Consider the following 22,300-nt stretch of genomic DNA (forward strand, 5'->3'; position numbering starts at 1 on the left):
AACAACGGGCTACCCGGGTAAGTGCGATCACGTTCAGTAGTCGCTGGACGGGGGCTCACGGAGGCCACGGTATGAGGTGCGGGGCAGGATCGAGCACCAGGAGGTATCTGATCCACAACCACTGACTCCACAGAGATATGGCAACCAACACCGCCAGCACTCCGACCCTGAGTGGTGTGATTCGCGTCATCGGGGCGGCGAAGATGGCAACCAGCAGGGGCGCGGCCAGGACGAGGTAACGGATGAAACCAGGAGTGACTGGAGTGACAACAAGAACGAGGACGAGATAGGAAGCGCCCCAGACCGCCAACTCGGGTGGCCACCCCATCCGGCGACTGAGAGCTGCCGGGACCCCGACCAGCAGCGCCAGCAAGAGCGTCAGCAAGACGAAGACCAAGGGGCCGCCTGCCTCCCACGCGAAGACGAAGTAGCCCCCGACCCCCTTCGCAGTGTGGCCTACCCGCGCGGAACCGTCGAGATCGGCCGCCTCGGGCACGCCGTAGACAGCGGCAGCCGTCCACGGCCACATCCACGGTGAGAGTGCCGCGCACATCAGAAGGGCGACGACACCGCCGCTGGTCCTCCAAGAAGGACCTCGGGGCTCTTGACGCCATTGGATCGCCGCGTGTGCCAGCACCACAGGCACGAAAGCAACAGCAACGGGACGCGTGAACGCCAGCCCCACCACCGCAATGGTCGCGAAGATGTAGCGGCGATCCGTCAACCACCGAAGTGCGGCCAATAGGAAGACCAGCGCCAATGCCTCGCTGTACGCCGCCATGAGGACGGGCGACGAGGGCAAGAGCGAAATGCCGATAGAAGCCCAAGACGCCGGCCTTGGTCCGACATCTCGCGATCGCAGCAATCGGTACAGGAGGGCTGTGGCAAGCAGCGTCAACACTGTGTTGAGGAGCAGGGATGCCCACACGAAGGGCAGTCCGGATGCCTCCATGACGATTCTAGCCATAAGAGGGAAGCCCGGAGGGAACGCGCTCGCCCACGCATCATTCGCGGACAATTTCTGTGTGGCGTCGGGGTATCCGAGGGTGGCGATGCGCTCGTACCACTCACCGTCCCAGTTGCCGAGCACCGGACCGAGCCCCGGCGAGGGTCCCGAAGGGGAGAAGACGAAGTACTCATTGGGAGCCCCGTTCGGGGTCGCCTGGCCCGTGGCTGTCTGCCACGATGCCGCATACGCGGTCGCCAGGATCTGCCAACCTCGGAGCACCAAGGTCACGCCCAACGCCAACAGCAAGCCCTGCTCGATTCGCCAAAGACCAGGTACATCGACAGATCGGGCAACCTTGGAGGTGGTCGGTCTGTCCCCGCTGAGCACTCCGGCACGCTAGCCCACATCTTCCAGGTTCGTCGCCAATCGGACGGGCCCAGGGAACTACAGTGCGGTGACAGGGATGCGCCCTGGCCCGAGTCGTTACTCGGCGCAGAGACTCTGGGCGCGCCCGGCCGGCTCGGTGAGCAGGAAGTGGTAAAGACTTGGACGGTCCAACAACGGCAACGGGTGATGAGCGATCCGCGCCGGTGGCCAGCAGGGCTCTCGTTGTCGTTCCGGCCCTCAACGAAGCCCCGAGCGTCGGAGCGGTAGTCCAGTCCATCCGAACCGACCTTCCTCACGCAGACACCCTGGTGGTTGACGATCATTCGTCAGACGAGACTGCCTATGAGGCCCGGAGGGCCGGAGCCACGGTTGCCCAGCTTCCGTGCACCCTGGGCGTTGGCGGCGCGATGCGAACTGGGTACCGGTACGCCCTCGAACACGGATATGACGTGGTCGTTCAGGTAGACGGCGACGGGCAGCATGACACCCGGCACCTACAGGAACTGGTCGACGGTCTCGCCCACGCCGATGTCGTCATCGGCGCACGATTTGCCGGTGCCGACCCGTACGCCGTGGGACGGGCTCGTCGAGGAGTGATGCTCCTCCTGGCACGCGTGCTCTCCACGCTCCTCGGGGTGCGGCTCACCGACGTCACCTCGGGCTACCGCGCAGTGGGCCCGCGCGCGCTCCGGGTCTATGCCGAGAACTACCCGGCCGAGTACCTCGGTGACACGCTCGAGGCGCTGGTGATCGCGCGGCGGTGCGGGCTGCAGGTGGTCCAGGTGCCAGTCCGCATGACCGCACGCGAACACGGAAGCCCGAGCCAGGGGCTGCTCCGCTCAGCTGTCTACCTCGGCCGGGCCCTCGCGGCGATTGGGCTCGGCATGGTCCGTCGCTGGTCCTGCGAACCCGCGGGTGAGGTCCTGTGAACACGGACGCCTACTGGCTCGGGCTCGTCGGCGGTCTCGTCGTGCTGTTCCTCTCGGTGGAACTCGTGCGCCGTCGCCACGTGCGCGGCCGGCTGGCCGTCGCGTGGATCGTCCTGGGCCTGCTCGCAGTCGGGTTCGCCCTGTTCCCGTCGGCCCTGGGCTGGCTGTCCAGCACCTTGCGCGTCCAGGTCCCATTGAACCTCGTGCTGTTCTGCGGGGTGCTCTTCCTGCTGGTCATTTCGATGCAGCTCGCCTCCGAGGTCGGTCGCCTGGAGGCGCGGACCAGGCGGCTCGCCGAAGAGGTAGCGATCCTTGGGGCTGAGCGCCGGCATCCGCCCGAGCCGGACCCCGCCGCCGACGGGGCGAGCGGGGTGCACACCGACGACGGCGCGGAGACGCCTGGACCTCCCCCTCACCCTTGAGCCGCTCTGCTACGACTGGTCCCTTCCACGGCGGTACGAGTCAACGGTTGCTGCGATGCCGGCCTCGAGGTTGATGCCGTGTCGCCACCCGAGCGCGTGCAGCCTGGAGACGTCCAGCAGCTTGCGGGGCGTTCCATCGGGGCGCGACGGGTCCCAGGCGACCTCACCGGCGTACCCCGTTGCGGCTGCGACGAGCTCCGCCAGCTCGGCGATCGTCAGGTCGCTGCCGGTCCCGACGTTGACTGGCGAGTCGTCGTCATACCGCTCGAGCAGGGCCACCAGCGCTCCGGCGAGGTCGTCGACGTGGAGAAACTCCCTTCGGGGGGCTCCGGTGCCCCAGTTCGTAACCCGCCGGCCGCCGGAACGAACAGCCTCGTCGAACCGCCGGATGAGGGCTGCCAGCACGTGCGAGGACTGCGCGTCGTAGTTGTCTCCGGGTCCGTAGAGGTTCGTCGGCATGGCACTGATCCACGCGTGCCCGTGCTCACGGCGCATCGCCTGCACGTGCATGACCCCGGCGATCTTTGCAATGGCGTAGGCCTTGTTGGTCTCCTCCAGAGGGCCGGTCAGAAGGGAGTCCTCGGTGATGGGTTGCGCGGCCAACCTGGGGTAGATGCACGATGACCCCAGGAAGAGGAGCCGCTCCACGCCCACCGTGTGCGCCGCGTCGAGCACGTTGACCTGGATGCGGAGGTTGTCGCTGAGGAACTCCACCGGTTCGGCGGCGTTCGCCGCGATCCCGCCAACGCGGGCTGCCGCCAGGACGACGTATCGGGGCTGCTCACGCTCGAAGAACGCCCTGACGTCACCGTCGCGACGCAAGTCGAGCTCCTGGGAGCCTCGGCCAAGGAGGTTGGTGAAGCCCTCTCTCTGGAGGTGGCGCCACAGCGCTCCTCCGGCGAGCCCTCGATGACCCGCCACGTAGAAGCGGGCTTCACGATCGAGGGGCTGGGGCGTCCAGGGGCGGGTCATGGGCGGGCCTTGGCCGTCAGTCGGCGGGAGACGATGCGGATCGAGGTCCGGACCGGCAGGTCCCACGCCCAGGCCAGCTTGGCCAGAGGTGGTGGGAGGTGCCTTCGTTTCACCTGCTCAGCCTCGTGGATCGAGAGGTCGCGGTTGGCCACGGTGAGGGCGTCCGGGTGCCAGCGATAGGTCGCAACGGGGTGCCGTGTGCTCACGAAGCGTCCACGCCGGCGCAGGCGCAGGAACATGTCCAGGTCCATCACGAAGCGCAGCGACTCGTCGAAGGGCCCTACCGCGCGCAGGTGATCGAGCCTGGTGAGCGATGCGGGTTGCGGGATGAGGTCTGGGCCCCAGGGCAACACCCACGTCGCGAGCCGGCCCAGGCGGCTGATGGCGAAGACGTGCCCCTCGTGGTTCATGTACTCGCAGCCGCCGTAGGCCACCACGGCGTCGGGGGCCCGCTCCAGCAGGCCGACGAGCGTTCGCAGGCCACCCGGTCGCATGGCGTCGTCGTCGCCGATCCACGCGAAGTACCGCTCGTCCCGGGCCGCGGCGATCCCGGCATTCACGGCGGCCCCCAGCCCCCTCCCGGGATCGTCCACGACCAGGCCCCCGTGGGCAACGGCGATCCGACGCGCTTCCACGGCATCCTCGGGTGCAACGACGACGACGGTGCACTCCACCCCGTCCTGTGCGGTGAGGCTTGCCAACGCTGGGCCCAGCGTGTCGGTGCGCTCCCCGAGGGTCGGCACCACTGCGAGGACCTTCCTGAGGTGTTCCGGCACTGCGCTCACCGCGGCCATGCCTCGTGCACCCAGGTGGCCCCATTGGCGGCGAGCATCCGGCGGTCGGCATCGACCATGATCGCTGCCAGCTCCGGGGTCTGGACCTGCGCGCGCCAGCCGAGCTGCGATGCTGCACGCGACGGATCCCCGACGAGCGAATCGACCTCCGCGGGACGGAGATAGCGGTCATCGAAGCGGACGTGCTTCTCCCAGTCCAGGCCGGCATGGCCGAAGGCGATCGCCACGAAGTCCCGCACCGTGTGGGATGAGCCGGTGGCGACCACGTAGTCGTCCGGGGAGCCGTGCTGCAGCATGAGCCACATCGCCTCGACGTACTCGGGTGCGTAGCCCCAGTCCCGAGCTGCGTAGAGGTTGCCGAGGTACAGCTCGTCCTGCAGGCCCTCGGCGATCCGCGCAACGGCACGGGTGATCTTGCGGGTCACGAAGGTCTCCCCACGACGTGGGCTCTCGTGGTTGAACAGGATGCCGTTGACGGCGAACATGCCGTACGCCTCGCGGTAGTTGCGGGTCGCCCAGTAGCTGTACACCTTGGCGGCACCGTACGGGCTGCGCGGGTGGAAGGGGGTCTCCTCGTGCTGTGGCGGGGAGGCCGCGCCGAACATCTCGGAGCTCGAGGCCTGGTAGAACCGGCACTCGAGGCCGATCATGCGGATTGCCTCAAGCAGACGGATGGTGCCGAGCCCCGTCGTGTCGCCGGTGTACTCCGGTTCGTCGAAGCTGACGCGCACGTGCGACTGGGCCGCCAGGTGGTAGACCTCGTCGGGAGCAACTTGGTTGAGCAGCGTGACGAGCCGTGACCCGTCGGTGATGTCGCCGTAGTGGAGGAACAGCCGCACCGCCTCGTCGTGCGGATCGACGTACAGGTGGTCGATGCGGGAGGTGTTGAACGTCGAGGCGCGTCGGATCAGCCCGTGGACCTCGTAGCCCTTGGTGAGGAGCAGCTCGGCGAGGTACGACCCGTCCTGGCCGGTGATGCCGGTGATGAACGCCCGCTTGGTCACTTCTGCCTCAGCCCCGTCTGTAGTGCTCGCGATGCCCGCGCTCTACGTGGCTCCGCGGTCCGACATCGTATCTGCGGGCAGATCACACCGATTCCAACTCGGCCGCCACCATCAGTGCGACCAGTTCGCTGAACGTCACGCTCGGCGTCCACCCCAGGGCCAGCAGGCGACCGGCATTCCCCACCAGCGCACTGGGGTCAGCGGGGCGATAGAGCGCAGGGTCGATGCGAAGGTGCCGTTCGTAGTCGTCGATGCCGACCACCGCGAACGCCTCCTTCACGAAGTCCCTGACCGTGTGCGCGTCACCCGTCGCGACGACGAAGTCGCCCGGCGCGGCGGCCTGCATAAGGAGGACCATCGCGCCGACGTGGTCCTGGGCGAAGCCCCAGTCGCGCCGCACGTCGACGTTGCCCAGGGTCAGGTGCGTCCGCTCCCCGCGCGCGACCGCGGCGACGCCCCGTGTGATCTTCCGGGCGACGAAGGTCGGCGGGCGGCGTGGGGACTCATGGTTGTAGAGGATGGCGTTCGTCGCGAACAGCCCTCGGCGACGGTAGACGGCCACCATCTGGTGGGCCATGTCCTTCGCGGCTCCGTATGGGGTGACCGGGGCATGAGGCGTGTTCTCGTCCTGCGGAACCTGCGAAGGGTCGCCGAACACCTCTGCGCTCGACGCCTGGACGAACCTGACCTCGCGGCCCAGCCGCTCCTGCAGTTCCCAGGCGGCGCGCAGGAGCCGCACCGGTCCCACACCGACGATGTCGGCGGTCAGGACCGGCTGCTGCCAAGAGGCGGCGACAGACGTGCTGCCCGCCAGGTTGTAGATGTGGTGGGGCTCGCTCGCCTCGACGGCGTCCCGTACCGCTTCCTCGGTTGAGAGGTCCGCGACGTGCACAACGATCCCTGGATGCTCTGTACTGACCGCGGCGACCTTCGCCGCATCCCGAACGACACCGTGCACCTCGATGCCGGAGCTGAGGAGCCGACGAGCGAGGTACCACCCATCCTGCCCGGCGACTCCGGTCACAAGGGCCCGGGTCATCGAGTCCCGTTCTCTGCTGGCCTAAGCACCTGCACAGGCTAGGGCAGGATCGAGTGCGACGACGTGCTCGGGAGGGGGTCAGCAACACCGTCGGGCCATGCCAAGGCCCCTCAGCACCCCCATGGACGTGCCAGCGCCTTGTCCAACGGGGGCAGGGCAGCTGCCTCCCAACTGAGCCGATCGACAAAGGCGTTTCGTGCCCGCCGACCGAGGGCAGAGGCCGTCACCCGGTCGGTCAGCAGAGTGGCGAGCGCGTCAACGATCTCCTCCACGCTGTCAGCGCGTGCCACCTCAGATGCATCCACGGGGATGCCGTTCAGCGCCTCGCTCGTCGCCACCACGGGGACACCGAACGAGAGCGCCTCGAAGACCTTGAGCTTGGTTCCACCGCCTCTCCGGATGGGGGTAACGACGACTCGCGTCGAGTGGTAATGCGGCGTGAGGTCGGCGATGTCAATGTGCAGCGTAACGTTGGGGGCGGCCTCGACGAGACGACGAAGAGCCGGAGTCGGCCTTCGGCCCACCACGTGTAGTTCAGAGTTCGGACTCGCGCGCAGCACCGCAGGCCAGATGTGTTCAACGAGCTCCGTGACGGCGGCGACGTTGGGGGGATAGTCCAGCGTGCCGACGAACAAGGCCCGACCCTCCGTGGACTCGACATCAGTCGCGGAGTCGGGTGTGGGCACCGAGTTGGGTACTACGCGTACGCGGTCGTGACCTGCGATCGAAGCGAGGATCTGCGCGTCGTCACCCGAGACGCACAGAACCTGCTCGGCGCTCTTGGCCAGCTGCCGCTCCGCTCTGGCCACCCTTCTTGTATCCACCGCGAAGGTGAGGCGATCCAGTCTGGTCCTGGCAAGCGCCGTCATGTCACGAAATAGCGCCCCTTCCACGTTCTGTGCGTCGTACACAAGACGCACTCCAGGGGGGATCAGCCTCTGCGCGAAGCTCCAGCTCATGATCTCCGAGACGACCGCAACGTCCGGCTCGAACGCGTCGACGGCCCGCAGGACCTCATGCCGAGCCCTCGGACCGATGCGAGGCGAACGGAGCGGGTGGCGGGAAACCACTTTCATGGCGGCAAGGAGCGGATAGGGGTGGGGTTGTCGGAAGGGGACCACGCGTGGTGCGGTCTCGTGGAGCAGCTCGGCCCCCCACGGTGTCACGATGGTGACGTCGTGCCCGGCCTTGAGGGCGGTCATCACGAGGCCACGGGTGCGAAGGTCCCCACCGTGCCTCGCCGGCCCCCAGGGCCTCGGGTGGCACCAGACAACCTTGCTCACTGAAGGGCCACCTCACGAAAGATGCGGATGTGCTCGGCTGCTGCTCGCTCCCATGTGAACTGACGGGCGTGGGCCTCCGCCGCGTCCACCCGGGCCGGCGTGGCGGCCATGGCTCGATCTACCGCGCCAGCAATGCTTCCCACGTCGAGCGGGTCAAAGTACTCGACCTCGTCCCCACACACCTCTGGGAGCGATCCCCGTGTGGACACAGCAGCCGGGCACCGTACCGCCATCGCCTCGAGGGGCGGCATCCCGAAGCCCTCATACAGGCTCGGGAATGCTAAACATGCCGCCCTGCGATACAGCTCGAGCAGCGTCTCCCGGGGAACCACCCCCAACTGGTCCACCCAGGGCGGCGCATCAGCGAGAAGCTTCCCCCCTCCGGTGAGTACCAGCCGCAACGAAGGCCGGTCCTCTCGCAGCAGTGCGACTGCGTCCAGGAGCCGGCCGTGGTTCTTGTGAGGCCACCGTCGCGCGGGGTACAGCACGAACTGTTCACGGGAGCGCGGCGCAGGCGTGAGGTCCGCCTCTAGTCCGAGGTGCACCACGTGCACCTTCTCAGGAGGGATCCCCAAGTACTTGACTATTTCGCCTTTGCTGAACTCGCTGTCAGTGATCACTGCATCGGCCCTCCGTGCAGAACGGTCGTAGGCGATGGATCGATAGGCCAGCTCAGGCCGGGTGAAGTTGTGTCCCAGGGCGAGGTGCTGAACGTCATGCAGGGTGACCACGTGAGGGATCCCCCTACTGCTTGGCAGCGGAACGGTGAACGGGTAATGGATCACATCGACGCGGCCGCCCTTGACTAGCCAACCAGGGTGAACGCTGAGCCTGGCCAGGTGAAGCAATCGATCAATTACCCGTTCAGAGGCCCGCGACGCGTGGACCACGGTCGGCACGCCGTTCACAGTGCCGGCGCCCCAAGGGGCGTGCACGACCATCCGGACGTCCGAACGAGCCAGAGCGGACACAAGGCCAGAGAAGTACGCCTCAGTGCCGCCCATCGCACTTTCAACCAGCGTCAGAGCGGAGACCCCCACACTTAGGGGAACGAGAGACGGGCCGTCGGGGGTCAAATTCGGACCTGCGCGAGCTCGTCCGCAGTCAAGCGCCTGTTCGAGCTCGAAACCTCTCGGTTCGACGCCCACAATCTGTTTGTGCCCCGGGAGTCATCACGCGCCTCCCAGGCGACTGCAGCCTCCACACCGGCAGCGTACCCGGCGCTGTTGGCTCAAATGCACCACGAACTCCCTACGACCGTCCCGTGGGCCGAGCACGCCACGAACCGCCCACCCGGCTTGGCTCACGTTCCTTGTTCCGCATGGGCCGTAAGGCTGTGACCTGCGGCGACTCCTTCAGAACTGCGCGATTTCACGCACTAACAGGAGGGCGGCGACAACGCCCCGGTCGCGATCTGGGGGCGTCGCCACGGCCGTTCGGTCCCCGGATAGGCGGCGCGAAGCGCGAATCTTCCCGATGTGGGTCCATTCTTGTGGGAACGAGGCGAGCTCATCCCCCTGTGGATCCGCGACAGGGCCTCCCTCGGTCCACATCGAGCGAGCGAGGACCAATTCCATGCGAGGAGGGGCCGCCATCCAGCTACAGTGTCAATGGCCAGTCCTAGGTCACCGCTGGTGGCCAAGTAGAAGTCCCCACTCCTTGCGGGTTGTTCAGCTCGTGGTGGGGCGCCCTCCTGTCCGGGTTCGGGCCTGGAGCATGCGGTAGGACTGGCCGCTGGTGACCACGGTGGTGGCGTGGTGCAGGAGCCGGTCGAGCATGGACACGGCGGTGGTGTGTTCGGGCAGGAACCGGCCCCAGTCCTCGAAGGAGAAGTGTGAGGCGATGCCCAGGGAGCGGCGTTCGTAGGCGGCGGCGATGACGCGGAACAGTAGTTGTGCGCCGGTGTCGTCGAGCGGGGCGAAGCCGACTTCGTCGACCAGGAGGAGGTCGTGGCGCAGGAGGCCCTCGATGGTCTTGCCGACGGTGTTGTCGGCCAGGCCTCGATAGAGGTTCTCGATGAGGTCGGCGGCGGTGAGGTACTTGACCTTGTGGCCGGCGGTGACGGCGGCGTGGCCGAGCGCGATCAGGGTGTGGGACTTGCCCGTGCCGGCTGGGCCGATCAGGGCGAGGTTCTCCTTGGCGGCGATCCATTCCAGGCTGGTCAGGTACGCCCAGGTCGGGGCCGGGATCGAGGACGCGGCCAGGTCGAACTCCTCAATGGTCTTGACGACGGGGAACCCAGCGGCTTTGAGCCGGGCGCGCTGGTTGGAGGCGTCGCGGGCGGCGATCTCCCGTTCGACCAGGGCCCGTAGGACCTCCTCGGGGGCCCACCGTTGGGTCTTGGCGGTGAGCAGCAGCTCGGGGGCGACCTCGCGGATCGTGGCGAGCTTGAGCCGGCGAAGCCCAGCGGTCAGGTCCGCCGCCAGCGGCGGCGGGCTCGTCGCGGTCATGAGGACACCACCCGCCCGGCACCGGCCGCTATGCCTGTGCCCGGTGAATCCGGCTCGCTTCCAGCGTGGTTGGTGGGGGCGTACTCGGTCAGGGACCGTCCCGTGCTGGTGGGCAGGTCGATGATCAGCGCGTCCCCAGCGTGGCGCGGGTGCGGGGTACCGGCCCCCGCGGCCAGGATCGAGCGCACATCGCTGGCCTTCCATCGGCGGAACGCGACCGCCCGCTCCAGGGCCGCGGTGAAGGCCTGCTCCCCGTGGGCCGCGGCCAGGGTGTTCAGCTCGGCCAGCTCGGGCCCCAGGCGGGTGTGCCCCGCTGCGGCGGCGCCGGCGATGAACGCGTGCGCGACCTCACCGAGCGAGCAGAACTGTTTCTCCGCAGCGGTTTTCGGGCGGATCGCCCTGGCCGGTGCCGGCCGCGGGCCGCCGTAGTGCTCGTCAAGGATGGAGGCCTCCCCGGGAGCCTTGAGCGGGTGCTGCGCATGCACGACCCCGCTGCCCGGGTCCAGGATCAGCACCCGCGGCCCGTCCACGAGCACCGCCACCGCGCTCCCGCACAGCGCCACCGGTACCGAGTAGCGGGCCGAGCCGACCCGCACCGTGGCCAGCTTGTCGACCTTGCGCATGATCGGCGGCGGCCCGATATGAGGGCGCAGCGACGGCAACGGTGTGAGCAGCTCGGCCTCGACGGCCAGCCGCTGCGCCGGGACCGCGCACGTCTGGGAGTGAACAGCGGCGTTGACCTGCGCACACCACGCCCGGGCGTGCTCGTTCGCCACGGCCAGGTCAGCCAAAACCGCTGCGGCAGCGCGGGACTGACTACCACCGGTCGCCTCGCCGTCGGCGTCCAAGGTGTGCTCGAGCAGCAGCGGGCGCAGCAGGTCCTCCTTGCCGTACCCGACGAGGTTCTCCACGATGCCCTTGGACTGTGGGTCGGCCGCCTCGCAGAAGTCCGGCCGGAACCGGTAGTGCGTGGCGAACCGGACGTACTCGGCCGTGGGGACCACCCGGTTGGCGACCACGCCACCCTTGAGGCACCCCATCCGGTCGGCCAGCACGACCTTCGGCACCCCACCAAGGGCTTCGAAGCACTGCGCGAGCAGCGCCAGCGTCGTGGCCGCCTTCTCATCGGCTGCGAACCGCACGAACCGCACCCGCGACCACGCCAGCACCGCGCAGAAGACGTGGACCCCGGCGATGACGCCCCAGTCGATGACCAGGTGCTCACCCGGGCTCCACACCGCCGGCCGCCGGCCCCGACCGTTCTCACGACGCCACGCCTTCTTCTCCTGCGCGACCAGACGACGGAAGTTCCGGTCCGAGCCGGTGTACCCCTGGGCGCGGGCCCGCGGCAGCAACCGCTTCGCGCTGATCCGCCCCTGCGTGCTCGTCACCGCCTGGCCGACCAAAGCGCGCACACCCTCGTAGTTCGACGGCCGCCGCTCACGCACCGGCGGCTCGTCACCGGCCTCCGCACGCTGCACGACCCGCTTGACCGTCTTGTGCGTGGTCCCGCAGATCGCTGCGGCCCCACGGTAAGTGCCCACCTGCTGGTAGGCGGAGATGATGCTCATTCGTTCCCTCGCAGACATCACAATGGAGCCCTCCTGGGCGGTGGCGTAGCTGGCTAGACACCGCTACTCCACCGCTCAGGGCTTCACGCTCCGGATCGACACGACGAGCAAGGAGTGGGGACTTTCACACGGCCACCACCGGGGACCTCTACTTGGCCACTACCGGGGACTTTTCCATGGCCACGGACATACAGAGCCCACCAAGGGGTCCGAGGGTGCCCCTTCGACGCCGTCGATCGGCGCCAGGGGCCCGGATCGCACGATCCTCACGTACTAACGGAATGAGCCAAGTCAGGCCCTACGACCGTCCCGTGGGCTGAGCACGCCACGAACCGCCCAGGCTCGAGCCGAGCCGACGCAGATCCGTTCATCGATGCCCGGGGTCAGCCGCTCATCGCCGTGCACAACAGTGGTACCGAGAGTCGGCGGCCTAGCCCCGGACCCGCCGGCACCTACACTCAAGGTCATGTTCGGGCAGGAGCCGCCATCGAGTGACCCGCGGGTCTCCGTCACCCCGGCGATCGACCCGCAACGGAACCTGCTCAATTCCGTGTGTGCGGTTGTGGTGCACCATCGACGATTCCCGGACGTACTCCAAACAGTGAAAGCAGTGATCTCCGCTGGAGTTCGTGCGGAGTCTGTCGTGGTTGTGGACAACAGTGAGGACAAGGGGATTCGGTCGGCGCTCAATCGGACGAGCGAGGGATGGCACGTCCATTCGATGCGTAACCGCGGATATGGGGCCGCTGTAAACCGGGGGGTTTCCGTCACGTCGGGTTCCAAGGTCGTGCTCGTCCTCACACACGAGGCGCTGATTGATGCAGCATCACTTCACACGATGGTGGCCGCTCTTGGCGAAGATCCTCGCATCGCCGCAGTCGGGCCCGGTCGGCTCACGACAAGCGCCGGCCGGATCTGGTCTGAGGGGGGCGAACTGACACGGCTACTCCGCCTCCCTCGCCACATTCTCGACGGGCCCTCATCGGCGGCGGCTGTTCGCGATGTGGACTGGCTGGATGGAGCCTGCGTTGCGTATCGCATTGAGGCCCTGGAATCTCAACCCTTTCGAGAAGACTTCTTCCTCTACTTCGAGGAGACCGAATTGCATTGTCGCTTGCGGGCAAATGGGTGGCGCGTCGTCACAGCGCTTCAAGCGTCTGCACATCAACACTCGGCCGGGATGCCCGCCTACTGGGCAAGCAGGAATGTGGTTCTTTTTCAAGGGGCGCACGGCACGGCACTATCGCGGATTCTCGCTCCTCCCTACTTCCTTCTTCGCGCCATGGCGATCGCTGCCAAAGGTCGTGAATGGGACAACGTGGCGGCAGGGGTCCGAGGGCTGCTTGCGGGTTACGCTGCGCTACGACGGACGAAGCAGCCGGTAGAACCCGGCGCTGAACGCGTGGCCGGCTACTCACCGGGGTGGGAGGAAAGGCCAACGGCAGCGCGGGATACGGCGACATGACGAATGCACCCCATCAACATTCTTTTGCCTTCTACCTCCAATTCCACCCGATCCTGCAGAACGACGAGTGGAGGCGACCAGGCTTCGCGGAATGGGGTGATGCGGCTGGTGCTCCTGCCCCCTGCGGGCACTGTCAACTCCATGCGCCCGGGGCTCCGAGGTTCTTCAATCTGCGGCTGGCGACGACAAAGCGGCGCAGGCGGCCCTCGAAACAACGCATGGCATCTACTTTTTCGGGTGTCATCACCACCCTTTTCTCGGGCGGCAGCCGCCCTCACCGCCAACAAGCACTTCCGTGGGCCCGCTGGCATGACCGCCACAGCCGGACACCAGCGACTTCCCGCCCGCACGGTCGAGGGAACATGGATGCCTCAACTCTGAGCGCGTTGTGTGCAGGTGAGTCGCGATCTCTTTGGCACATGCGTTGTCGGGGCAGTTACGTATCCGCTTTGGCGCTTAAGCCGCCTCTGCGTGCGGCTTGCTGATGGGCCCTGAGGGACCGCTGCCGGCCATTCCGGATCTCACTAGGCGTGCCTTCGCCGGCGCCTTGGTATTGGGTGCACGACAAGTCTTGGTCAGCGCCGCCATGCTCCTCGGCGGGATCGCCCTTGCCCGCCTCCTCCAGCCAGCGGACTTTGGCTACTATGCATTCGCCGCGCTCGCCGTCTCGCTTTCGATGGTGATCAGCGAAGGTGGGATCGGAGCCAGTCTTATTCGCGAGTCCGAGCCTCCCAGCACCCCCGACTTAAGACTAGCCTTCACTTTTCAACTAGCAGTCAGTCTGACTCTCGCTGCCGCGGCTTGGTTTGCCATCCCACGCCTTGGCGTCGCGCTTTCACTCTCCCCAGATGGAACGCAGGTGGTCGCTCTTGCCCTTGTCGCCCCTCTCATCGCGGCACTGAGGACTGTGCCCATCGTCCGGCTCGAACGTCAACTTCAATTTGGGCCGATTGGTGCGGCCAGCGTAGCTGAAGTGATTACGTTCAACCTCGTGGCGGTCGCCATGGCAGGAATGGGGCGGGGCACCATAAGCCTCGGCTTCGGCATTGTAGCCGGCACCCTGGTTGGCACTGGCTGGCTACTTGTCGCGTCACCCTGGCGACCGAGGCTGTATTTGAGCACCAAGAGACTGCGCCACCACCTGCGATTCGGCCTTCCTTACCAGGGCATCGCGCTAATTTCAGTGGCGAAGGACAGCATTAATCCACTCATGATCGGTCTTATAGCTGGTGCCACACAGGTGGGCCTTGTCGAGTGGGCCCAGCGGTTCGCTGCGTTCGCGCTCTTCGCATTGTTCGCAATGCAACGTCTGCTTCTGACCTGGTTCGCCCGCCTCCAGTTCGAGCACGATGATCTTCGCACCGCGGTCCGCACATCGTTATTCGCCGCCTATGGATTGGTCGCCCCCCTCGCCATGGCTATACTCGTGTTCTCCGAGCCCATCGTCCAAGACGTCTTCGGTGAACAGTGGGCACCCGGACTGCCTGTCTTCTGGTGGCTCTGGGCTGCCAACATCCTAGTCCCGGCTGCCGCTGTAGGGATGGCGGCTCTGAACGCCCTTGGAGAATCGCGGACGACGTTTGTCTTTGCCGTGGTTTGGATGGTTGCCACTTGGGCCCTCGGCGTCCCGCTCATAGCGTGGCTGGGGTTCATCGGCTTCGGGGTCGCGAACCTCCTCGTGCAAGTGACCAACCTGCTGCTCTTTCGCGTGGTGACCCGCCGCGTTGAGTTCCCTTGGATTCGCACTGCCGTCGTTCCGTGGTGCATGGCCGTGGCCGCCGCCGCCATAGGCAGGACGGCGTACGCCATCATGCCCGGCCCCAGCTTGTGGCGTCTACTCAGCGCTCTGCTGATAATGCTCATGGCCTACGCCGGTTTCATGCTGGCACGCCGTAGCGTGCGCACGATGGTCCTTGACGCCGCAAGAGGGATACGGGTATGACTTCAATCAGTGTGGTCATGGTGACACTCAACGAGCGCCGACTGCTTGCCGAGTCACTATCCTCGGTCCAGAACCTCGCCACGGAGATCTTGGTGGCGGACCTGGGTAGCGACGACGGCAGCCCCGAAGTTGCTCGCCGGTACGGTGCCCGGGTTGTCAACCTGCCGCGGGCGGACGCGGTCGAGATGCTGCGGCCGACCCTCGTCGCCCAAGCTACCGCAGAATGGGTGCTACTTCTGGATCCGGACGAGGTAGTCGATCCCGCGCTATCTCGCGCACTCGACGCTGCCTCGTACAGCCAAGACTTCGATGTAGTCGAGATGACGTTTCACACCTACATGATGGGGAAGCGACTACGCGGTACCGGCTGGTCCCCAAATCGCGAAAGACACGTCCGCTTCTTCCGCAAAGATCGAGTGCGCATGAGCCCTGACGTTCACGGAGGAATCTGCGCTGAGGACCCAGCGCGATTGCTACGGCTCGGCGAAGATGCGGGAGTGGTCCATCACTTCAACTACGTGAGTTGGGAACAGTTTGTGTCGAAGATGAACCGATACACAACTGTGGAGGCTCAAGAACGTGACACTGCGGGGGTGCTGCCGTCGCTTCCACGGCTCGCAAGGGATCTGGCGGGCGAATTCGTCAATCGTGCTGTCCGTGACGGCATCTGGCGCGACGGCTGGCGAGGCTTGTCTCTACTAGTGCTCATGCTCACATACCGGACTCTCGTATTCAGCAAGCAGCGCCTCCTCCTGGAAGTGGGAACTGAGGAGCAGGTCGGGGAGAACGACCGCGAGCGGGCAAGGGGCATTCTCGGAACATAGTCAAGCGAACAACGAAAGCTCAAGATGACGCTGTGTTGCAGGGTGCATCGCTGAGGTGTCGCGAGCAGACCAGGCTCGACGGTCAGCCCCGTCGCCCCACCGCTCGTTGCCGGAATGCGCCCATGTTGGACCTACCTATGCCACTCTGGGTCTGTGACTGCAGCCGCTCACCTCGCCAGTTCAGACAAGATGACATGGCACCGGTACATCGACTTCTACGAGCCGCACCTCAAGCGGTTGACCGGAGCACAGAGGGTCTTGGAGTTCGGTGTCTTTCACGGCGCCTCCCTCCGATACCTCGCCGAGCGCTATCCCGCGGCAATAATCGTGGGCTGCGACATCCTGCCCACGCAGGACGATTGGCCTAGGTCCGAGCGCATCGACTACGTGCGCGTAGACCAAGGGGACTCAAGCCAACTCCATCGCCTCTTCGAGCAGCGGCCGGGGCCTTATGATCTCGTCATAGACGATGGCAGCCACCTACCGCAACATCAACGCAATTGTCTCGTGGCAGCCCTGCCATTTGTCCGCGACGGTGGAGTGTACATCCTTGAGGACCTCCATACGTCGCATCCGGCCCACCCGTCGATGAGCCGTCAGGACCGACGGTCGACCAACAGCTATCAACTGCTGTTGGCATTTGAGCACATACAGAGCACCGGAGGTAGCCTCAGCGACGGCCTGGTGGATGCACTATCGAGGCGCTCCCTCTTCACTCCGTCTGACGTGCGTACACTGTTTGATCAGATTGATTCGATCGAACTGTACCGTCGCGCGACGCTACCACTGTCCTGTTACCGCTGTGGTTCCACCACCTTCGACTACCCGCAGCTGGTTTGCTCATGCGGAGTCAGGCTTGCAGACGAGGCTGATTCAATCTCGGCCGTCATCTCGGTCAGGCACACGGACTGAATCACCGCATGCCGCGAGCGAAGCAATGAGCCGCCACGGCGCCCGAACACCACGTAGTTCTCCTTTTCGCCCCGGCGGAATTCTCAGCAGGCCGGCTGAGCCGGTCGACCTGCTGGGAGGTCGCGCAGGCCCGGCTTCATCCGGGGCAGGGCGAGTTGGAGCTGACCTGACCGCAGACCCGGTCGGCCATGCCCTGTGAGCGAGGCCCCGACCCGCGCAACCAGCCCGCCGGGCCGATCACCAATAGCGGTTGACTGGCTCATCGAACTTGACCGGGCACCTCGCTGATCGCAGCTGAGGCTCGTCGGTGTTGACGAGTGCAGGCCCAGCGTATGACGCGGCGGTGATTGTGGACGTTGCGGTAGCCGAAGGCGTTGCGGCCTTGGTGTTTCGCCAGGCGGTTGTAGCCCTCGGATCGGGCGTTGGAGTAGTCGGTGATGATCGCGGCCTCGATGGCCGGCCACACTGCTCGATGGTCGCGGCGAAGCGGTGCACCTCCGGGGAGGACGTGGTCGCGGCTTGCTCGTGCAACGCCCAGAGCCGCTCGCCGATGAGGGTGCGGTCGGGGTTGGTCCCGGACAGCGCCAGCAGGGCGCGTTGGCGTTCCTTGACGGTGTACGCGTGCAGGATCTCGATTCCGGGGTCGCCGCCGTTCATGAGGGCGTTCCACACCTTCGCGAACGCGCCCTCGTCGAGGCGTTCGTGGCCGATGAGCAGCTTGCGCCGGCCGGCCCACTCGGGGTCGCGCTTGCGACCACGGCGTCCGCGCACGTGGCGGGTCGCGTGCTGGCGGACCTGGGTGGGCATGTCGTTGGCCAGGCGCACCAGGTGGAACGGGTTATGCCGAAGTCGGCATAACCCGTTTCACTTCGTGCGGTTGGCCGGGGACGCTGTGAACCGGTGCCGGCGCCGGGTGCAGCAGGAGCTGCACGGCCACCGCGGCCTGGCCGGGGACCCGCTGTACCGGGCCCGGCGGACCCTGCACCCCGGTGAGGAGCTGCTCACCGACCGGCAACGCGAACGCCTGATGGTCCTGTTCGCCGACGCCGAGCACGTGGAGGTCGAGGCCACCTGGGGTGTCTATCAGCGGATGATCGCCGCGTACCGCGACCCCGACCGCGCCCGAGCCCGTGCGGCGATGACCGCCCTGATCGACTGCCTGCGCGAGGGCGTCCCCGCCGCGCTGACCGAGCTGCGGCGGCTAGGATGGACCCCGACCCAGCGCGCCGGCGACGTGCTGGCCTACTTCGACCGACCCGGCACAAGCAACGGTCCGACCGAGGCGCTCAACGGGCGCTTGGAGCACTTGCGCGGCTCCGCTCTGGGGTTCCGCAACCTGACCAACTACATCGCCAGATCCCTACTCGAGACCGGTGGCTTCAGACCCCAACTACACCTTCGTTTGGGATGAGCCCCGGATTAGAGTGGCGTTCCGAGCTACCAAGGGCGCATCGGTGGCCGATGGCAGCCACGCCGTAGCCTCTCCCTCGCTGTCGGACCGCGGGGGGATCACCTCCGGACCGCCGGCACTGCGGATACTGCACGTGCCACTCCCTCGGGAGACGAGCACTTCTGATTGATCCCCTAGAGTGGGCCGTCTGGGAACGTGAGGGTGGTCTGCCTGCGACCACATGAGGGCGCGCGGCTGGCTGCGACGGCGGTGACGTCAGCGCCCGGCCTGACTTGGGTCACGTGAGCGATTTCGTGACGGCCGGATCGCGCTGACCTGCAGTGATGCGATTCCTTAGTGTGTCTCCAAGGCACTAATCGGGTGGGTAGGATCGGGCGGTGGCGTGGGTTCGGCGGGTGCGGACGGCCTCGGGTGCCACGGCGGTGCAGATCGCTGAGTCGGTCGGTGGTCGGCGTCGGATCGTGCGGCATGTCGGCTCCGCGCGGGACGAGGCTGAGCTGGGGCTGCTGATGGAGCAGGCGCGGCGTCTGCTGGCCGATGACCGGCAGGGGGTGCTGGATCTGGGGCTCACGCCGATGGCGGCGAAGGCGGTGATGGTGGCCCCGCCTGGGTTGCCGGGGTTGTTCGCGGACCCGGCGTCGCCGTCGCCGGCCCGGGTGATGGTGCCGCGGTCGCGGGTGCTCAAGACGTCCTCGGGGGTGCTGTACGAGGCGTTGGCCGGGGTGTACACCAGCTTGGGGTTCGACGTCGTGGGCGATGACAGTTTCCGCGATCTGGTGATCGCCCGGATCGTGGAGCCGACCAGCCTGCTCGACATCGACCGTGTCCTGGCGGGGTTGGGACGGCGCGCGGTGAGCCTGTCGACGCGCAAGCGGACGCTGCGTCGCTGCCACCGGGGTTCGTACCGGGAGCAGATCGCCGCGGCCTGCTTCGAGCACGCGTGGACCGCGGGGGATGTGTCGTTGGTGCTCTACGACGTCACCACCCTGTACTTCGAGGCGGAGAAGGAGGACGACCTGCGCAAGGTCGGCTACTCCAAGGAGCGGCGGGTCGACCCGCAGATCGTGGTCGGGCTGCTGGTGGACCGCCAAGGGTTCCCATTGGAGATCGGCTGCTACGAAGGCAACAAGGCAGAGACGGCCACGATCGTGCCGATCGTCAAGGCCTTCCAGGCCCGCCACGGCCTGGCCGACATGGTCGTGGTCGCTGACGCCGGGATGCTGTCCTCAGCCAACCTCAAAGCGCTGGACGAGGCTGGGCTGCGGTTCATCGTCGGGTCGCGGGTGACCAAGGCACCCAAGGACCTGGCGTCGCACTTCCGCTGGCACGGCGACGCGTTCACCGACGGGCAGATCATCGACACCCTGACCCCCCGGCACGCCGGTCGACGACCGGAGAACGACCGGCTGGTCAAGGCCGAACCGGCCTGGAACCCGCAAGAGCATCCGGGGTCGTGGCGGGCGGTGTGGGCCTACTCGAGCAAACGCGCTGCCCGCGACAGCGTCACCTTGACGTTGCAGGAGAACCGGGCCAAGGCCGTGGTCGCCGGTGAGAAGGCCGCCCGCACGCCGCGGTTCGTCAAGACCACCAACGGCTCGCGCTCCCTGGACGACACCGCCTTGGCCCGAGCTCGCGCCCTGGTCGGGCTCAAGGGCTACGTCACCAACATCCGCGCGCACGTGATGCCCGCCGGTGAGGTCATCGCCAGCTACCACGACCTCTGGCAGGTCGAGCAGTCCTTCCGCATGTCCAAGACCGACCTACGCGCCAGGCCCATGTTCGCCAGAACCCGCGACGCGATCGAGGCCCACCTGACCATCGTGTTCGCCGCCTTGGCGATCTCCCGCGTCGTGCAGAACCGCACCGGGCTGTCCTTACGACGGGTCCTGCGCACCCTGGGCCCACTGCGCTCAGCCACCGTCGAGATCAACGGCGTGATCACCACCATCCCGCCCGCGCTCGGACCCGACGAGGCCACCATCCTCAACGCCCTGCACCACCCGGCCTCAAGGCACTAAACCGATTGACCCAACTCAGGACGTCAGCGCCCGGCATCCGATGCAGGACGCCGGGCGCTCACCTGCGCGCGTGACGGGAAGTCAGTAGCGGTAGTGCTCCGGCTTGTACGGGCCGGCGACGTCGACGCCGAGGTACTCGGCCTGCTCCTTGGTCAGCTCGGTGAGCTCGACCCCGAGCGCGTCCAGGTGCAGCTGCGCGACCTTCTCGTCGAGGTGCTTGGGCAGCGTCTCGACCGTCGGGGCGCCCTCCTCGTCGACGTACTCGTCCGTCTTGGTGAACAGCTCGATCTGCGCGATCGTCTGGTTCGAGAACGAGTTCGACATGACGAAGCTCGGGTGCCCCGTGGCGTTGCCGAGGTTCATGAGGCGCCCCTCGGACAGCACGATGATCGACTCACCGTCCTCGAAGGTCCACTCGTGCACCTGCGGCTTGATCTCGGTCTTGGTGATCCCGGGGACGCGGGCCAGCCCGGCCATGTCGATCTCGTTGTCGAAGTGGCCGATGTTGGCCAGGATCGCCTTGTTCTTCATCTGCTGCATGTGCTCGGCCGTGACGACGTTGAAGCAGCCGGTCGAGGTGATGATGATGTCGGCCTGGTCGACGACCGAGTCGAGCCGGGCGACCTGGTAGCCGTCCATCGCGGCCTGCAGCGCGCAGATCGGGTCGATCTCGGTGACGATGACCCGGGCGCCCTGGCCGCGCAGCGACTCCGCGCAGCCCTTGCCGACGTCGCCGTAGCCCGCGACGACGGCGACCTTGCCGCCGATGAGCACGTCGGTTGCCCGGTTCAGGCCGTCGATGAGGGAGTGGCGGCAGCCGTACTTGTTGTCGAACTTGCTCTTGGTGACCGAGTCGTTGACGTTGATCGCCGGGAAGAGCAACTCGCCGGCCTCGGCCAGCTGGTAGAGGCGGTGCACGCCGGTCGTCGTCTCCTCGGTGACGCCCTTGATGCCGGCGGCGACCGTGGTCCACTTCTGCGGGTCCTGCGCGAGGGTGCGGCGCACGAGCGCCTTGAAGACGCCGAACTCCTCGGAGTCCTCCTCGGTCGTGGGGGGCACCTGGCCGGCGGCCTCCCACTCCTTGCCCTTGTGGACGAGCATCGTGGCGTCGCCACCGTCGTCGAGGATCATGTTCGCGCCCTCGCCCGGACCGCCGGGCCAGGTCAGGATCTGCTCGGTGCAGTCCCAGTACTCCTCGAGGGTCTCGCCCTTCCAGGCGAAGACCGGAACGCCCTGCGGGTCCTCGGGGGTGCCGTTCGGCCCGACGACGACGGCGGCGGCCGCCTCGTCCTGGGTGGAGTAGATGTTGCACGAGGCCCAGCGGACCTCGGCGCCGAGCGCGGTGAGCGTCTCGATGAGCACCGCGGTCTGCACGGTCATGTGCAGCGAGCCGGCGATGCGGGCGCCCTTGAGGGGCTGGGAGTCGCCGAACTCGGCGCGCAGGGCCATGAGGCCCGGCATCTCGTGCTCGGCGAGTCGGATCTGGTGGCGGCCGGCCTCGGCCAGGGTGAGGTCGCGGACCTTGTGGTCAACGGACATGCGTGAGCTCCTCGGAGTCAGAAGGTGAGTTGACCCGGCGTCGCCCTTCTGGGCCGCACGTGCGTGGAGGGTTATCACCCGCGCCGGCAGAGGGCCAGAATACCGCAGTGGGGCGGTGAGCCCACGAACCCGCTGGTCACCTTGGACGCTGGCTTCCCACGGGATCCGCCCAGATTCTCGATGTGGCTGCCGAGCCGGTGCGAGTTGAGGTTGAATATGCGGGATGCCGCGCACCCTTGGGTCGTTGCGGCACGGCGCTGTAGAGGACGGCGAGGCGATCGGTGGGGGCCACCCGCCCGCCGTCGACGATGCGCTGGAGGGGCCGCACGCGCCGCCGGCGACCGGAGCCCCCACCACGCCACCCAGGAGTCCGTGCCGTGCTCGGCGCC

18 protein-coding genes and 2 pseudogenes are annotated in these 22,300 nt (G+C 66.9%); 9 read left to right on the forward strand and 11 right to left on the reverse strand.

Annotated elements, in window-relative coordinates:
* Window positions 1-55: 55 nt before the first annotated feature.
* A complete protein-coding gene (locus ABD899_RS13130) occupies window positions 56-1,336 on the reverse strand; it encodes a hypothetical protein (protein WP_345206711.1) in 1,281 nt (426 codons plus the stop codon).
* 203 nt (window positions 1,337-1,539) lie between these two features.
* Here ABD899_RS13130 and ABD899_RS13135 point away from each other — a divergent pair, with 203 nt between their 5' ends.
* A complete protein-coding gene (locus ABD899_RS13135) occupies window positions 1,540-2,265 on the forward strand; it encodes a glycosyltransferase family 2 protein (RefSeq protein ID WP_345206713.1) in 726 nt (241 codons plus the stop codon).
* Window positions 2,262-2,687, forward strand: a complete 426-nt coding sequence (locus tag ABD899_RS13140; RefSeq protein ID WP_345206715.1) for a DUF2304 domain-containing protein — start codon at window positions 2,262-2,264, stop codon at window positions 2,685-2,687. The genes ABD899_RS13135 and ABD899_RS13140 overlap by 4 nt, the downstream gene beginning before the upstream one ends.
* Before the next feature lie 9 nt (window positions 2,688-2,696).
* Here the strand turns inward: ABD899_RS13140 and ABD899_RS13145 are convergent, their stop codons facing one another.
* From ABD899_RS13145 to istA, 8 genes are all read right to left on the reverse strand, one after another.
* On the reverse strand, window positions 2,697-3,659 hold the full coding sequence (locus ABD899_RS13145; RefSeq protein WP_345206717.1) for a GDP-L-fucose synthase family protein: 963 nt from the start codon (window positions 3,657-3,659) through the stop codon (window positions 2,697-2,699).
* Complete coding sequence (locus tag ABD899_RS13150; RefSeq protein ID WP_345206719.1) at window positions 3,656-4,444, reverse strand: glycosyltransferase family 2 protein; 789 nt, start codon at window positions 4,442-4,444, stop codon at window positions 3,656-3,658. Before ABD899_RS13150 ends, ABD899_RS13145 begins: the two co-directional genes overlap by 4 nt.
* The gene (gmd, locus tag ABD899_RS13155; protein WP_345206721.1) at window positions 4,441-5,457 is read right to left on the reverse strand and encodes a GDP-mannose 4,6-dehydratase; all 1,017 of its coding nucleotides are present in this window, start codon (window positions 5,455-5,457) and stop codon (window positions 4,441-4,443) included. The genes ABD899_RS13150 and gmd overlap by 4 nt, the downstream gene beginning before the upstream one ends.
* Window positions 5,458-5,539: 82 nt before the next feature.
* Window positions 5,540-6,496: a GDP-mannose 4,6-dehydratase gene (locus ABD899_RS13160; RefSeq protein WP_345206723.1), complete on the reverse strand. Its 957-nt coding sequence runs from the start codon at window positions 6,494-6,496 to the stop codon at window positions 5,540-5,542.
* A 110-nt stretch (window positions 6,497-6,606) separates the two neighbouring features.
* A complete protein-coding gene (locus ABD899_RS13165; RefSeq protein ID WP_345206725.1) occupies window positions 6,607-7,698 on the reverse strand; it encodes a glycosyltransferase family 4 protein in 1,092 nt (363 codons plus the stop codon).
* Window positions 7,699-7,775: 77 nt separating this feature from the next.
* On the reverse strand, window positions 7,776-8,783 hold the full coding sequence (locus tag ABD899_RS13170; protein WP_345206727.1) for a glycosyltransferase family 4 protein: 1,008 nt from the start codon (window positions 8,781-8,783) through the stop codon (window positions 7,776-7,778).
* Between the two features lie 666 nt (window positions 8,784-9,449).
* Window positions 9,450-10,229: an IS21-like element helper ATPase IstB gene (gene istB, locus ABD899_RS13175; protein WP_345206729.1), complete on the reverse strand. Its 780-nt coding sequence runs from the start codon at window positions 10,227-10,229 to the stop codon at window positions 9,450-9,452.
* Window positions 10,226-11,821, reverse strand: a complete 1,596-nt coding sequence (gene istA / locus ABD899_RS13180; RefSeq protein ID WP_345206731.1) for an IS21 family transposase — start codon at window positions 11,819-11,821, stop codon at window positions 10,226-10,228. The genes istB and istA overlap by 4 nt, the downstream gene beginning before the upstream one ends.
* A 445-nt stretch (window positions 11,822-12,266) precedes the next feature.
* Here istA and ABD899_RS13185 point away from each other — a divergent pair, with 445 nt between their 5' ends.
* The 5 genes from ABD899_RS13185 to ABD899_RS13200 all read left to right on the forward strand — a co-directional run bounded on the left by ABD899_RS13185 (window position 12,267) and on the right by ABD899_RS13200 (window position 16,943).
* Window positions 12,267-13,265 (forward strand): glycosyltransferase, encoded by a 999-nt coding sequence (locus tag ABD899_RS13185; RefSeq protein ID WP_345206733.1) that lies wholly within the window; start codon window positions 12,267-12,269, stop codon window positions 13,263-13,265.
* A complete protein-coding gene (locus ABD899_RS18955) occupies window positions 13,262-13,750 on the forward strand; it encodes a glycoside hydrolase family 99-like domain-containing protein (protein ID WP_425474965.1) in 489 nt (162 codons plus the stop codon). Before ABD899_RS13185 ends, ABD899_RS18955 begins: the two co-directional genes overlap by 4 nt.
* The gene (locus ABD899_RS13190; RefSeq protein ID WP_345206735.1) at window positions 13,750-15,207 is read left to right on the forward strand and encodes an oligosaccharide flippase family protein; all 1,458 of its coding nucleotides are present in this window, start codon (window positions 13,750-13,752) and stop codon (window positions 15,205-15,207) included. Before ABD899_RS18955 ends, ABD899_RS13190 begins: the two co-directional genes overlap by 1 nt.
* A gap of 17 nt (window positions 15,208-15,224) precedes the next feature.
* Window positions 15,225-16,031 carry a glycosyltransferase family 2 protein gene (locus ABD899_RS13195; protein ID WP_345206737.1) on the forward strand — a complete coding sequence of 269 codons (807 nt, stop codon included), beginning with the start codon at window positions 15,225-15,227 and terminating at the stop codon, window positions 16,029-16,031.
* A 153-nt stretch (window positions 16,032-16,184) separates the two neighbouring features.
* Complete coding sequence (locus tag ABD899_RS13200; protein ID WP_345206739.1) at window positions 16,185-16,943, forward strand: class I SAM-dependent methyltransferase; 759 nt, start codon at window positions 16,185-16,187, stop codon at window positions 16,941-16,943.
* Between the two features lie 259 nt (window positions 16,944-17,202).
* Here the strand turns inward: ABD899_RS13200 and ABD899_RS13205 are convergent.
* Window positions 17,203-17,750 (reverse strand): annotated as a pseudogene (locus ABD899_RS13205) (transposase).
* Window positions 17,751-17,799: 49 nt separating this feature from the next.
* Here ABD899_RS13205 and ABD899_RS13210 point away from each other — a divergent pair.
* Together ABD899_RS13210 and ABD899_RS13215 are read left to right on the forward strand one after the other, a co-directional pair.
* A pseudogene (locus ABD899_RS13210) lies at window positions 17,800-18,354 on the forward strand (ISL3 family transposase); the annotation flags it as partial.
* 377 nt (window positions 18,355-18,731) lie between these two features.
* Window positions 18,732-20,372, forward strand: coding sequence for an IS1634 family transposase (locus ABD899_RS13215; RefSeq protein ID WP_345206743.1), 1,641 nt, complete (start codon window positions 18,732-18,734; stop codon window positions 20,370-20,372).
* Window positions 20,373-20,453: 81 nt separating this feature from the next.
* Here the strand turns inward: ABD899_RS13215 and ahcY are convergent, their stop codons facing one another.
* The gene (gene ahcY, locus ABD899_RS13220; RefSeq protein ID WP_345206745.1) at window positions 20,454-21,911 is read right to left on the reverse strand and encodes an adenosylhomocysteinase; all 1,458 of its coding nucleotides are present in this window, start codon (window positions 21,909-21,911) and stop codon (window positions 20,454-20,456) included.
* Between the last annotated feature and the right edge of the window lie 389 nt (window positions 21,912-22,300).

The sequence above is a fragment of the Fodinibacter luteus genome, assembly GCF_039541575.1.
Classification (GTDB): domain Bacteria; phylum Actinomycetota; class Actinomycetes; order Actinomycetales; family Dermatophilaceae; genus Fodinibacter; species Fodinibacter luteus.

Bases quoted from the DNA above. Each gene is read 5' to 3' on its own strand.
- ABD899_RS13190 (WP_345206735.1), top strand. From the start codon at position 13,750: ATGGGCCCTGAGGGACCGCTGCCGGCCATTCCGGATCTCACTAGGCGT.
- ABD899_RS13170 (WP_345206727.1), bottom strand. From the start codon at position 8,783: ATGGGCGGCACTGAGGCGTACTTCTCTGGCCTTGTGTCCGCTCTGGCT.
- ABD899_RS13160 (WP_345206723.1), bottom strand. From the start codon at position 6,496: ATGACCCGGGCCCTTGTGACCGGAGTCGCCGGGCAGGATGGGTGGTAC.
- ABD899_RS13185 (WP_345206733.1), top strand. From the start codon at position 12,267: ATGTTCGGGCAGGAGCCGCCATCGAGTGACCCGCGGGTCTCCGTCACC.
- ABD899_RS18955 (WP_425474965.1), top strand. From the start codon at position 13,262: ATGACGAATGCACCCCATCAACATTCTTTTGCCTTCTACCTCCAATTC.
- ABD899_RS13145 (WP_345206717.1), bottom strand. From the start codon at position 3,659: ATGACCCGCCCCTGGACGCCCCAGCCCCTCGATCGTGAAGCCCGCTTC.
- ABD899_RS13165 (WP_345206725.1), bottom strand. From the start codon at position 7,698: ATGACCGCCCTCAAGGCCGGGCACGACGTCACCATCGTGACACCGTGG.
- istB (WP_345206729.1), bottom strand. From the start codon at position 10,229: ATGACCGCGACGAGCCCGCCGCCGCTGGCGGCGGACCTGACCGCTGGG.
- ABD899_RS13195 (WP_345206737.1), top strand. From the start codon at position 15,225: ATGGTGACACTCAACGAGCGCCGACTGCTTGCCGAGTCACTATCCTCG.
- ahcY (WP_345206745.1), bottom strand. From the start codon at position 21,911: ATGTCCGTTGACCACAAGGTCCGCGACCTCACCCTGGCCGAGGCCGGC.